At 25.5% G+C, this 13,291-nt stretch carries 10 protein-coding genes and 1 tRNA gene; 5 read left to right on the top strand and 6 right to left on the bottom strand.

Translation table 11 applies throughout. The features are described from left to right. Positions 1–11: 11 nt before the first annotated feature. On the bottom strand, positions 12–1,031 hold the full coding sequence (gene pheS, locus BPP43_RS05635; protein ID WP_013244754.1) for a phenylalanine--tRNA ligase subunit alpha: 1,020 nt from the start codon (positions 1,029–1,031) through the stop codon (positions 12–14). A gap of 178 nt (positions 1,032–1,209) precedes the next feature. Here pheS and BPP43_RS05630 point away from each other — a divergent pair, with 178 nt between their 5' ends. After that, entirely contained in the window at positions 1,210–2,955 is a 1,746-nt protein-coding gene (locus BPP43_RS05630) for a TrkH family potassium uptake protein (protein WP_015274423.1), read from the top strand. Positions 2,956–3,186: 231 nt separating this feature from the next. Here the strand turns inward: BPP43_RS05630 and thpR are convergent, their stop codons facing one another. Together thpR and BPP43_RS05620 are read right to left on the bottom strand one after the other, a co-directional pair. Further along, positions 3,187–3,717: an RNA 2',3'-cyclic phosphodiesterase gene (gene thpR, locus BPP43_RS05625; RefSeq protein ID WP_015274422.1), complete on the bottom strand. Its 531-nt coding sequence runs from the start codon at positions 3,715–3,717 to the stop codon at positions 3,187–3,189. A gap of 16 nt (positions 3,718–3,733) precedes the next feature. Next, a complete protein-coding gene (locus tag BPP43_RS05620; RefSeq protein WP_014935493.1) occupies positions 3,734–4,411 on the bottom strand; it encodes an 8-oxoguanine DNA glycosylase in 678 nt (225 codons plus the stop codon). A 146-nt stretch (positions 4,412–4,557) separates the two neighbouring features. Here BPP43_RS05620 and BPP43_RS05615 point away from each other — a divergent pair, with 146 nt between their 5' ends. Both BPP43_RS05615 and BPP43_RS05610 read left to right on the top strand, forming a co-directional pair. Further along, a complete protein-coding gene (locus BPP43_RS05615) occupies positions 4,558–5,613 on the top strand; it encodes a metallophosphoesterase family protein (RefSeq protein ID WP_015274421.1) in 1,056 nt (351 codons plus the stop codon). A 19-nt stretch (positions 5,614–5,632) separates the two neighbouring features. After that, positions 5,633–7,786: an ATP-binding protein gene (locus BPP43_RS05610; protein ID WP_015274420.1), complete on the top strand. Its 2,154-nt coding sequence runs from the start codon at positions 5,633–5,635 to the stop codon at positions 7,784–7,786. An 80-nt stretch (positions 7,787–7,866) separates the two neighbouring features. On the opposite strand, the gene BPP43_RS05605 is transcribed toward BPP43_RS05610, so the two are convergent. The 3 genes from BPP43_RS05605 to BPP43_RS05595 form a co-directional block, all read right to left on the bottom strand. After that, positions 7,867–8,694, bottom strand: a complete 828-nt coding sequence (locus BPP43_RS05605) for a thioredoxin fold domain-containing protein (protein ID WP_015274419.1) — start codon at positions 8,692–8,694, stop codon at positions 7,867–7,869. Between the two features lie 86 nt (positions 8,695–8,780). Next, the gene (locus BPP43_RS05600) at positions 8,781–9,416 is read right to left on the bottom strand and encodes a flagellar biosynthetic protein FliO (RefSeq protein ID WP_013244761.1); all 636 of its coding nucleotides are present in this window, start codon (positions 9,414–9,416) and stop codon (positions 8,781–8,783) included. Positions 9,417–9,429: 13 nt separating this feature from the next. After that, positions 9,430–9,515 (bottom strand) — tRNA-Ser (locus tag BPP43_RS05595). A gap of 186 nt (positions 9,516–9,701) precedes the next feature. Here BPP43_RS05595 and BPP43_RS05590 point away from each other — a divergent pair. Together BPP43_RS05590 and BPP43_RS05585 are read left to right on the top strand one after the other, a co-directional pair. Beyond that, positions 9,702–12,269, top strand: coding sequence for a BspA family leucine-rich repeat surface protein (locus BPP43_RS05590; RefSeq protein WP_015274418.1), 2,568 nt, complete (start codon positions 9,702–9,704; stop codon positions 12,267–12,269). A gap of 93 nt (positions 12,270–12,362) precedes the next feature. Then, positions 12,363–13,265, top strand: a complete 903-nt coding sequence (locus tag BPP43_RS05585) for a glycosyltransferase (protein WP_013244763.1) — start codon at positions 12,363–12,365, stop codon at positions 13,263–13,265. The last annotated feature ends 26 nt before the right edge of the window (positions 13,266–13,291 follow it).

The raw sequence follows: 13,291 nt of genomic DNA, 5'->3' as shown, positions 1-13,291 counted from the left end.
CAATTAATAATTTACCATTGTTTTAAGAAATCTATATCATTATCATAAAACATTCTAATATCTGTAATGCCATATTTAATCATAGCAACTCTTTCAATACCCATTCCAAAAGCAAAACCAGTATATTTGTTAGCATCATAACCAACATGCTTAAATACATTAGGGTGAATCATACCAGCGCCCATAAGCTCAAGCCAACCTTCGCCTCCGCAAGTTTTACAGCCTTTACCGCCGCATATAACACAAGTAGCACTTAAATCAGCACCAGGCTCTACAAAAGGAAAGAAATCAGGTCTTAATCTAATCTGAGTCTTATCTCCAAACATTTTTTTACAGAATAATTCCAATATTCCTTTTAAATCATTAAAACTTACATTTTTATCAACTAAAAGTCCCTCTATTTGATGGAATATAGGTGAGTGTTTTGAATCTATAGCATCTCTTCTAGCACATTTACCAGGTGAAACAACCGCTATAGGAGGCTCAGTTTCCATCATAGTTCTTATTTGCATACCGGAAGTGTGAGTTCTTAATACATGCTCTTTAGATACAAAAAATGAATCATGACTGTCCCTTGCAGGGTGATAAGATGGTATATTTAAAGCCTCAAAATTGTGAAAGTCATCTTCTATTTCATTACCTTCTACCACTCTAAAGCCTATTTCTGTTAATATACCTACAATTTCTTCTTCCACTTTAGTAAGTAGGTTTACGCTTGCAGATTTAGGTCTTCTTCCAGGCATTGTTATATCTATTTTATTTTTTTCTAAAGATTCTAAAAATTCTTTATCTGCTAATAATTTTTTCTTTTCTGTTAAAGTATTTTCACAGTAGAATTTAAGTTCATTTATTTTTTTACCGAATTCTTTTTTCTCTTCAATACTCTCTATAGAAGACATATTTTTTAGAAGTTCTGTAATTTTACCTTTTCTACCTAAAAAATTAATTCTTATCTCATCTATTTCTAATTGATTTTTTGCATTTGATATATTTTGCTCGAAAAGCTCTCGAATAGAATCTAAATTATCCATTATACTGTCCCTAACTAAAAAATAAAATTATAGTTTTTTATTATAATACATATAAAAATATTTTCAAGGAAAAAAAATAATATGTAATAATTTGAATGATGTTTTTTATATGTATTTAACTATTTACTTATAGCATATTATATATTAAAATAAAGTAATGTGTTAGGGTATTATATATATGAGAAAAGATATTTTGAATGATATATTTAATAACAAAAAGAAGTCTATCCTTCAATCATTAGATGAAATTTTAAGAAGGCTTTCCAATTTAATTGCAATAGCAGGTTCTATATTTGCAATATTTGTTCTTTTAATGCAAGTAAGACAGATTACAGTTTATAATTTTTATATATATTATTATGATAAAATAATAAACATTATAACAGTTTGTTTTATTATCATTTTGATAGACCAAATAAGAATAGCACCGAGAAAGTTGTATATAATCGTTCCTATAATACAAATTATAGGGCTTTTACTTCTTAATTTCTTCAGCAGAAAATATTATGGTATATATGCTAATAGAGTTATATGGACTATAGCAGGCTCTATACTATTCTTTTTAATAATAGTAATAAACTGGCTTAGATTATCATATTCAAAGTTTACTCTCTATCAGATGATTATAGCGTCATTTATTTTTATAATTACATTAGGGGCTTTGCTATTATATTTGCCATTAAGTACAATCAGCGGAAGGCTACCTTTTATTGATGCTTTATTTACTGCTACTAGTGCTGTTTGTGTTACCGGCTTAAGTGTAATAGATATTTCTAAAGAGTTTACTTTTTTTGGTCAGATTGTTGTTTTAATATTGATACAGATTGGCGGGCTTGGAATAATGTCCATATCTGCAATAGTGATTTTATTTTCTATTAATAAAGGAAGTGTGCAAGACAGAATAAGAACGCTTGAAATGTTTAATACAAAAAATAAAGATATTATACGCTCTACTGTAAAGGCTATATTTTTGGCTACTTTTTTAGTTGAGTTAATTGGGGCGATATTGCTTTTTACTGTTATGGATAATAATAGAATAGGGGAGAGGATATTTTATTCTTTGTTTCACTCTATAAGTGCTTTTTGTAATGCTGGATTTGCTTTATATACCGACAGTCTCCACAGATTTTCTGATAGTGCAATTGTGAGTATTACTGTAAGTTTATTGATAGTGCTTGGAGGAATAGGATATCCTGTATTTGTAAGTGTATATACTGCTATTATTAGCAAGATTAAAGGCAAAAGATATGTTATTGATGTGCAAACAATAATTATTTTACTTACAACTGCTTTTCTTCTATTGTTTGGAACTTTATTTATATTTTTCAATGAGTATTCTAATGCTTTAGAGGGAATGCCATTAAAAGAAAAGATTTTAACTTCAATATTTCAAAGTGTAAGTACTAGAACGGCAGGTTTTGAGACTATTGCTTACAATTCTATGAATAGCGTTACGATAGGTGTTGTAATATTTCTTATGTTTATAGGTGCTTCTCCGAGCAGTACAGGTGGCGGTGTTAAAACTACAACTTTTTTTGTATTTATAGCTTCAATCATTACGGCTATTACTAACAGACCTTTTATTATTGTAAAGGGAAGAAAGATTAAAGATGATGCTGTTAATAAATCCATTGCTATATTTACTTTAGCTATTGCGATATCTGTATTTGGAGCATTGCTTATATTTTATATTGATGGGCATAAGGCTATGATGCCTGTAATATTTGAGACGGTTTCTGCTATATCTACAGTTGGGCTTTCGCTTGGTATTACTGCTGGGCTTTCTGTGTGGAGTAAAATTATAGTAATAGCATTAATGTTTATTGGACGTGTTGGATATTTAACATTATTTATGAGTATTGGTTCGGTTGACAGCAGATACGGTTTAATAGACTTGCCTACAGCAGAAGTTAATATTGGTTAATTTGCAATAATTATATTTTTTGATTTTTTATTTGTGGTGGCTTTGCCCCCACACCCCCACTTCTTTTGTTGGCACAAAGAAGCAAAAAACCTGCATTTTTAAGCTCAAATTTAGGTTTTATTCTATATTTAATACATATTTTAAAAATATAAAGTTATAATAATTGCACTTTTTGCTGCGGGAAAAAGTTGAATAAAAAATTATATAATAAAAATAGTTGTTTCAGTATATTCAAAACGTTACTGTGAATATTTCTTTGTAATTAACAAAGTCGCTTTCATAAAGTGTGATAGAGTTCGCTAAAAAACTGCTCTTTTCAAAACTAATATTATTTATTATCTCTTTTAATTTATCATTATCATAAACCTTTTTTACTCTTGCCAATGTGAGATGAGATTTAAAATCTTTTTTGTCATATTTTATATTAATATTATCTCTTAAATGCTTTACATATTCATCTAATTCTTTGCAATTTGCTTTTACAAACAAAACATTTATATCATTAAACTTATTTGTGAAATATGAGAGTTTTTCAAATAATATATTAAAAGGCTTTATTATATTGCTTGTTTTTTCTAATGATGATTTTATTTTTTCTATATCGCTTTCTTTTATATTTTCAAAAAAAACTAATGTGATATGCATTTTATTTTTATTTACAAATTTCACTTCTGCTATATTATCATCTATCTTTTTTAGTAAAAGATTATGGTATTTATTTTTTATGTTTTCATCAATATTTAATGCTAAGAACGCTCTCATAAATTAATAAATAATATTATTTAAATATATCGTTAGTGGCATCATACCAAAATACGAAATCTAAATATTCCATTGGTATTTTTTCTTTTTTTGAGTATTCTACTAAATTTGATTCACAGCTCATATAATTATTTTTAGTTAAGCTTGTTTTTGGAGTCATAGATTCTGGAAGTATATCCAATTTACTCATTACTCTCATTATATGCCTGTCAAGTATGGCAATTTTTTGTCCGAAACCAATATTCCTTAAAAAATGGCTAGCCTCTTTAAGTCCATATCCTTTAACTTCTTTTGCTAATTCATTTCTCAAACTCACAATAGAATCATTTTTTATGGCATCATCAATTCTCTCTCTCAATATAAATTTCTCTTTTGGAAAATATAGCTTTCTTGCAAGAACTATATTTCTCGCTTTCATGTTGTGAAAACGTACATGCTTTATTAATATATTAGCAATGCTCTCTTCAGAACCCTTAAAAAGTAAATTATGATTATAAAGGTCTATTATAGCAGCAGCCCCGCTTCTTGCTTTGGTTTGAGGAGTACATATACAAAAGGCTAATTCTGCAAATAGCCTTTTATCGTTTTCTCTCTTGTAAACTCTCTCAAAATATTCAAGTCTTCTTTTCATTCTCTCATGAAGTATTTTATCTTTGTATATACCCATTAGATGTTTAGCATATTCTTTGTCCATTGTTTTTTAGCCTTTATTTTATAAAATTAAAAAAATTATGCTCATTATAATACTACCATAATAATTAAATTTCAATTCTTGATTAATTAATATATATAATCTATAATACAAAAAATAATATATATACTTCAGAGAAAATAAAAATTATGCCAAAATTATTAATAGCTTCAGATTTGCACTTAAGCGTTTCAGAGAGAGAATATTCTTTTAATGTGCTTAGAGAAATAATAGAAATATCAAAAGATTATGATGCTTTATTTTTGCTTGGAGATACTTTTGATACATTTGAAGATTTGAAAGAGCTTAAAGAAGAGTTTATAAATATAATAGAAGAAAATAAAATATATCTTCTTAAAGGCAATCATGAGAACTTAAAATCTAAAGGAATTACTTTAAGTCAATTGAATTTCCCTAGCAATATTACAGTGTTAGAAGAGATAAGTACTTTTAGTATAGATGATTTAGACATAATTGCATTGCCTTATAATGATAAATATTCTGTAAACAATGAGTTTTTAGAGTTGGTTGATAGTCTTAAAAATGAAAAGAGAATACTTTTAGCACATGGTATAGTAGAGGGTACTTTGTGGGCTATAGAAGAAAATGAGGCTTCTGCAAGTATACCTATTGATATAATAAAAAAGTCTAATGCTGATTTAGCTATAGTTGGGCATATTCATAAACAGATGGATACAAGAATAGAAAATATTGAAATAGTTTATCCGGGTTCTTCGAGAGTTTGGAGAAGAAGCAAGGCAGAAATTGGTATTAGAAGATGTTTAGCTTTAGAGATAAAAAATAATAAAATAAAAAAAGAGTATATTAATATAGAATCTGCTGGAGAGTATAGAGTTTATGAGTGCAATAGTTATGATATTGAAACAAAGATAGAGAGTTTATCTGTTAATTGGAAAAAAAATGATATTATAAGCATTAATATTTATGGCATTATAGAAGATGAAAATGAGCTTGAAAAAACTAAGAAGTCTATAATAAATAAATATTCAAAAAATGTAAGAGATATTAATTTGAAAAACAGTCAATTATATTTTTTAGAAAATGCCTACAATGAAAGGATAATTAAAGAGTTTTTAGATGTTGTAAATAGTTATGAGTTTGATATTAACAATAAAGATAATTTAGAAATATTAGAGCTTGCTAAACGATTAGGAATAGAGAAAATATATAATGCTTTACAATAAAAAATAATGGGTTTTGTTTATGCTTTTGAAACTAAATAATTTTGGAAAGTTTAAGAATAAAAGTTTTGAGATATCAGATTTTATTACTTTATTTTATGGGGCAAATGAATCTGGAAAGACCACTATATTTGATTCGCTTATGTATTTATTTTCTGAGAATAAAAAGAGTTTAGGTTTTTCAAAGATGATAAAAAATAGATATGGTGATGAGATTGATGTAGAGAGTGTGCCTGCAATTGATGATAGTATCAAACTTCACCCAGATTCTTATAATAATTTGTATGCCATAAGACAAAGCGAAATAATATTTAATATGTCTGATAATAAAAAAGATTCAAAAGAGTGGGAGAGTGAAATAAAGAAAAAGTTATTCTCTTCTGATATTGATATAGGAAAGATGATTTCAGAAATTAGAGCAGAATATAGCGGAAGAGCTCAGTCGTCTATACCGTATCAGATTAACTTAATGGAAAATAAAAAAAATAGTATAAAAGAAGAATTAAACATACTTTATGATAAAATAAATAATGAAAGCTCTAAAAAAGAAAAGATAAAAGAATTAAATGATAAGCTTAATTTTAATGCTAATCTTATGAGAGAAAAAATTAAAGAGCATGATGAAATATTTAAGATATTTGATTTAAAAAAGAAGGCACAATTAAAAAATTATAAACTTGATTTACTCTCTCTAATAAATAATTTTTATAAGAAAAATAATTTTTTAAGTGAAAATAAAATACTTCAAAATGATTATTCTAATGAAATAAAATCTATTACAAATAATATTGATGAATTAAAAAATAAAGAGTCTTACTTAAATGGAAAAATAGAGAGTCTTAAAAAAAATATAGAAGAGAGAAAATCTATTGATTATAACAGCATAAAGATAAGAATAGAAAATGCAATAAAAAAAATAGATGAGGTAGTAAACAAAAATAAAAAAGTTCCTAAATTTGTTTTTATATTAGTTGTTGCGTTTATATCTATTCTTCTTAGTGTTTATTTTAAGAATGCATTTTGGCTTGTTATAATACTTCCTTCTTTACCTTTCTTATTTATAAAAGAAAATACAAATACAAAAATTATAAAAGATATTTTGGATACTTTACCTGAATTAAATATAAATAATGATGTTAATGATTATAATTATTTGAGAGATTTATTAAATAAGGAATTGGCGAAAATAGAATTAATAATTAACAGTAAAGATAATGAAGAGATTGATAAATATTTAGAAGAGTTAGAGACAGTAAAAAAAAGCTGTGAAGAGGAAAACTCAAAATTAGAAAATCTATTAAATAAACTAAATGCAAAAAATATAGAGCATTATTATTCTATGAAAAGAGATTATGATGCTTTATATAAAGAGACAAGCGAGCTTTATAATAAACTTATGCAGGAAGCGAAAAAAAACTCTCTAAAAGATATTAATATGCTTGAGGCTGATTGTAATAGGATTATTAAAGAATTAGAAACTATAGGTTATGATGATTTTAATGAGGCTGAGTTTAGAGGATTAGAAAATCAACTAAAAGGCTTAGAAAAAGAGATTGAATTAATAAAAGAAAATATAAACAAAATAGAAAAAGAAATATCCTATACCAGCGGAGAGCTTAATAATTTTGATAATATACATAATACTATAGTTAATCTTGAAAGTGATTTATCTAAATTAGATGATGAGATTATAAACATAAATAAAAGAAAAAAAGCATTACAATTACTTGAAGATATTTTATCCAATATAAATCAGAAAAATGATAATGTGTTTGAATCATTATCTAATGAAGCTAAAGTTTTATATAATCATATTACAGGCAAAAATCTGCATGATGATGGTATAACAATGTCTGGTTTTGATAAAAATAAAATAATAGTTTTAGATAAGCAAAATGAAAAAAGAAATATAGAGTTTTTATCTTCTGCTACGAGAGATGCTGTTTATATAGCAATGCGTCTTTCAATACTTACTAAGATACACAAGCAAGGCAGATTAATTTTACTCGATGACCCTTTTATCACTTTTGATAATAATAGAATATTAGAAGCTCTTAAGTTTATAGTTGAGTATTCAAAGGATTATAATATACCTATAGTTATTTTTACGAAAGATGTTTTTATAAGAGATGTATTAAAAGAGTTTGAGGCAGTTAATATTCATGAGCTTTCTTAAAAGTTATTATGAATTAATTTAAAAATAAAAAAGAGATATAGTTTTGCTATACCTCTTTTTTTATTTGATTATAAATTTTATTAATTTTCGTTTATATATGATAATAATGTGTTGTATTGTACTTTCATATCTTCTGGTATTTTAGGGTCGTCTAATAATTTTTCTAAATATTTTTTAGGCTCTTCTTTTTCTCCTGCCAACACCATTGTTACTGCTTTATAATAATGTGCTATATAAACTTCTTGAGAGTTAGGATATTCTTTTATAATTCTGTCAAAATAAGAATTAGCTGTATCATAATCATTTTTTTGTGCTCTCATCAAACCAAAGCCTAATATATATTTAGACATAGCTTCTTTTGATATAGCTTTTTTTTCTAATAAAGCATTAAATATTTTTGAAGATTCTTCTTCGTTTCCAGATTCCATATATAAATCTAATTTTTCTAAACTAGGCTCTTTACTTTGAAGAACAATTCTTATTTTTTTTAACTTTTCTTGAGCATTTTTCATGTATGGTACAAACTTTTCACCTTCAACATATCCGCCTACATTTTCTAAAACAAAACCATCATGACTAATAAAAAGTATAGTAGGAAAACCTTGAACTCCATATTTTTGAGCTATATCAGCACCTTCTTTTGATGTTTCCGGATTAAGTTTAACAGATACCATTTTTTTAGCAGCATCAATTACTTCTTTGTTAGCATAAGTATTTTTATCTAATTCTTTACACCAACTGCACCAATCAGTATATATATCTATCATTATAGGTAAATCTTTATCTTTGGCTTTTTTTACAGCAGAAGCTAAATCTTTTTCCCATTTTATAGCAGCATAAGAATCATTACAAGAAATAGTAAAAGCTATTACAATAAGTGAAATAATCATCATTATATTTTTATTCATAATTCTCTAGTCCTTTATAATAAGATATTTAATATTTATCATATATTATTTTGTATAAAAAACAAGAAGGGTATAGTGGGTATATATTATTCTTTATTATTATTATTTTCATTTAGAGATTTTAATTTTTCTCTTATATCTGATGTTGTTTTTAGAGCATCTTCTTTTTTCATTTTTGGCTGTTTGAAAATTGTTAGAGTTTGGTCTAATATATTTTTAAAACTATCTTCCACTGTATTTTCTTTAGAATTAACGTACATCATTTTTATTTGGTCTTTCATTTCTTTATCTTCTATTTTTGAAAGCAAATTTATATTATGGTCAGATACTGATATTAAATACATTTCATTTGCAATTTCTATTATGGAAACATATCTGTTTGATGCTATAGCAGTAGTTGCTAATACTTTTATAATTTCATTAGAACCAGATACCTTTTTGCTTTTGTTTTTCAAATACACAAAAACAATATATATTCCAACCAATGTTACTATAAAACCAATAATAGCTCTTATAAACATAGAAGTAGTGCTGACATTTGCTCTATTTTCTATATTTCTAATATCTTGAAGTATAGCAGGTTCATTGTTTGTATTATTTATTGTGTTTTCTTGAATATTAAAATAATTTGATTGAGTAGTATCATTTGTTATGTTATTAGTATCTTGTGAATATAGAAGAGATATGGTGAGTATAGTAAATAATAATATTTTTTTTATCACAGATATTCCAATGCGGAGAGAGCGGGATTCGAACCCGCGGTAGGGGTTGCCTACGACAGTTTAGCAAACTGCTCCCTTCGGCCTCTCGGGCATCTCTCCAAATATTATCAATTATTAGTTTATCTATATTAACATAAATAACTTTTTTAGTCAATATAGTTTATTAGTTTTATTAATATATATGTATATTAATTTTTTAATTAAATAATAGTGATTAAAAATATTTTTACATAGTGAATTTATATGATATCTATTATATTATATAAACTATATGGAGATAGAATTATGCCTAAATATAAACCTAAAACAAAACAAGAATTAGAAAAATTAGTATATACTGACGGAATAAAACTTTATGATATAGATACAAGTCTTATAACAGATATGAGCGAGCTTTTTTATAAAAGCAGCAGAAAAGATTTTGAAGGTATAGAAGATTGGGACGTTTCTAATGTTGAGGATATGTCCTATATGTTTGCATATATGAGTTATGATAGTTTTGAAAGCCGTTCTAAAGCTAAGTTTAATCGTAATCTTAATAATTGGAATGTATCTAAAGTTAAGCATATGAGTTTTATGTTTTATTATTGTAATGATTTTAATCAGCCTTTAGATAAATGGGACGTTTCAAATGTTGAGGATATGTTTAGAATGTTTGATAATTGTAAAAAATTCAATCAGCCTTTAAATAACTGGAATGTTTCCAATGTAACAAATATGAGCGGTATGTTTCAGGTAGCGGAAAGTTTTAATCAGCCTTTAGATAAGTGGGACGTTTCTAATGTTACAACTATGAGAGCTATGTTTAATTATGCTAAAGCATTTAATCAAGATATAAGTAATTGGAATGTTAGTAAAGTTGAAGATATGGGTTACATGTTTAGTATATGCGTTAATTTTAATCAGTCTCTTAATGATTGGGACGTATCTAAAGTAAAAACTATGGAAGGTATGTTTAGAAGTGCTTTCAAATTCAATCAGCCTTTAGATAAATGGAATACTTCAAAGGTTGAAAACATGCATGAGATGTTTAATGAGGCTTTAAAGTTTAATCAGCCTTTAAATAGCTGGAATGTTTCAAATGTAAAAACTATGGAATGTATGTTTCGCGGTACTGAATCTTTTAATCAGCCTTTGGATAAATGGGATACAAAAAAATTAAAAACGATGTTTGGAATGTTTGACTTTGCCAAAGGTTATAATTGTTTTGATTCATTATCAAATTGGGATTTAAGTAAAGTATCAGAAATGAGTAATTTATGCTTTGGCAGATATGAAGAGTTGCCTTTAAGAATCAAGGCATATCTTCAAGCATTTTATGGTTCTTATAAAGATTATTTAACTATCACAAAAGAGAATGTAAGAGAAGTATATAATGCTATATCGAAAGACACAAATAAAAAAGTTTTGTCATTAAAAAAGAGATTAGAAAGTGAGTTTAGTGAAGAGCTTTCATCGGTTACTAATAATTATAATTTTAAAACCATAGAAGAAGCAGAAAAGTATGTTGAAGATAATTATAATAAAAAAGATGATAAGAAAGTAAGCTTTATAAATGATTATAAGGTTGTAATAAAAGATAAATCGAGAGAAGTTGATAATAAAGTTTTAAAATATATATATTTAGAATATTTGCTTCTTAAAAGAGATGTAAAAAAATTAGTGCAGATTGATAATATAATTAATTTACTTGATAAAGATTCATTTATAGAGTTTATTAAAAATGTTTATGATGAAAATAATAAAGAAACAGCCGCTTTTATTTATGGAATATATGGAGGAGATGAAGCTTTATATAATATATATAAAAAAGAACAAGATACAAAACTTTCTCTTTTAATAATTAAATTAAATAGTGAAAGTAAGTATGCACTTAGGTTATTGTATAAAATATATACAAGCACAAAAAAATCTGAAGTTCGTTATGAAGCCGATAAATTGATTGACGAAGTGATGGAAAAAATGGATATTGACTATGATGAATTCCAATTAAGATACTCATCTGATTTAGGATTTAATGCTAAAGGTGAAAAAGTATTGAATAAAAATTATAAATTGGTTTTGAATAGTGATTATTCTTTAAGCTTGTTTGATATAAAAAATAATAAAGAATTAAAAAAGATTCCTCAAAACTTTGATGAGAATTTAAAAGAAGAGATAAAAAGTTTAAGAAAAGAAGTTGCTGACTTTATAAAAAATACTTCTCATATTTTAAGTGTTTTACTAATAGAAGGCAAAACATACAGTTATGATTTTTATAAAGATGTTTTTGTTGATAATACAATGATGAATAAGTTTGCTTCAACATTAATATGGAATCTATATGACAAAGATTATAAGTTTTTAACAACTTTTAGATATTCAGGAGACGGAAGCTATTCAAACTTTAATGATGAAGAGATAAAAATTGATAATAATAGTTTTGTGGGTTTAGCAAGTCCTGTAGAAATGGACGATGAAACTATATCTAAATGGAGAAAGCAGCTTGAAGATTATGAATTATCACAGCCATTAGAGCAGTTATCTCTTATAAAACTAGATAAAGATAATTTGCAAAAAGAAATAGAGAAAATTCAAAATACTGAAATAAGCTATATTACTTTTAAGAATTTTGGAAGCAGATATGATATGGATGCAGATTTTTTAGGATATAAAGTTATTAAGTCATATTCATTTGAGTCAGATGATGGAGACAGTTTTTTGATAACAGCAGATGTTAATGCAAATACAAACTATAGCGATAAAATAAAAATAAATGTTTATTTTGAAAATGGAGAAGAGACAAGTAAAAGATTTATTTATAGTTTATTAATATTAATGATTCATGATTTTAGATTAACAGATTTATTTTAAATATAAAAATATTAATATACTAGTACTAATCTAGTTTTATAGTATAATAAAAATATTAATCAAGTATCATTTCACTAAAAGGAAATTAAGAAAATGAAAAAATTAGGCATTCTTTTATGTTCAACTGCAAATCAAATATTTGCTGTAGGAAATGTTTTAATAGGATTAAAAAAGCATTTTTCACTTCCTGAAGATGAATATGATGTTATATTGTATATTGATAAAGATATGCCTAAAAGAAATGAAAAAGCATTGAAAAAGATATATAAAAATATTATTATAAATAATTTTAATAAAATTTTTAGTAATGAATATAGTCAGTCTAATGCTATAAGGTATTTTACAATTATGGCCCATGCTAGATATGAGGCTTTTGATTTACTTAATGAATATGATAAAGTATTATATTTAGATACAGATGTAATAATACAAAAAGATATAATAGAAATATTAGATATGAATGAACATGATATGTATGCGGCTTTTGAAAAAATACCTATAAGAATGAATTTAGAAAATAAAAATTTTATAACAATATCTGATAAAGAATTAAAATATAATATAGAGAAAATTGTATTTAATTCTGGAGTACTACTTTTTAATAAAAAAATGATTAAAAATAAAAATGGAATAAAAGAATGGTGCTATAATAAATCAGATGAATGGAAAGCTGCCGATCAAATAATATTAAATTTGATGGTTCAGGAATTTAATGTTGATATTGCCGATTTTACTGATAAATATAATAGATATGTATTAGATAATCTTGAAGATGCTATTATAATTCATTCATATACTTGGAATTTAAAATTTTGGGATGGAATATATAATAAAGATTGGGAAGAAAATAATAAAGTATGGATTTCTTTTGGTGGATTAAAATATAAACAGAAATTTAAAAAAAAGATTATCAATTCTATAGTTTGGTGGATTCCAAATAAAAGCTTGAGAGATAAAGTTAGAAGTTATTTTTATCAAAAAAATTATATTAGATAGAGATTTCAAATATATATATATTTATA

The sequence above is a fragment of the Brachyspira pilosicoli P43/6/78 genome (assembly GCF_000325665.1).
In the GTDB taxonomy this organism is placed as follows: Bacteria; Spirochaetota; Brachyspiria; order Brachyspirales; family Brachyspiraceae; genus Brachyspira; species Brachyspira pilosicoli.
The sequence above is the reverse complement of the archived record's forward strand: the minus strand, read 5'-3'. Positions and strand labels throughout refer to the sequence as shown.

Coding starts and splice junctions, on each gene's coding strand:
- BPP43_RS05615 (WP_015274421.1), top strand. CDS start 4,558: ATGCCAAAATTATTAATAGCTTCAGATTTGCACTTAAGCGTTTCAGAG.
- BPP43_RS05585 (WP_013244763.1), top strand. CDS start 12,363: ATGAAAAAATTAGGCATTCTTTTATGTTCAACTGCAAATCAAATATTT.
- pheS (WP_013244754.1), bottom strand. CDS start 1,031: ATGGATAATTTAGATTCTATTCGAGAGCTTTTCGAGCAAAATATATCA.
- BPP43_RS05630 (WP_015274423.1), top strand. CDS start 1,210: ATGAGAAAAGATATTTTGAATGATATATTTAATAACAAAAAGAAGTCT.
- thpR (WP_015274422.1), bottom strand. CDS start 3,717: ATGAGAGCGTTCTTAGCATTAAATATTGATGAAAACATAAAAAATAAA.
- BPP43_RS05590 (WP_015274418.1), top strand. CDS start 9,702: ATGCCTAAATATAAACCTAAAACAAAACAAGAATTAGAAAAATTAGTA.
- BPP43_RS05620 (WP_014935493.1), bottom strand. CDS start 4,411: ATGGACAAAGAATATGCTAAACATCTAATGGGTATATACAAAGATAAA.
- BPP43_RS05610 (WP_015274420.1), top strand. CDS start 5,633: ATGCTTTTGAAACTAAATAATTTTGGAAAGTTTAAGAATAAAAGTTTT.
- BPP43_RS05605 (WP_015274419.1), bottom strand. CDS start 8,694: ATGAATAAAAATATAATGATGATTATTTCACTTATTGTAATAGCTTTT.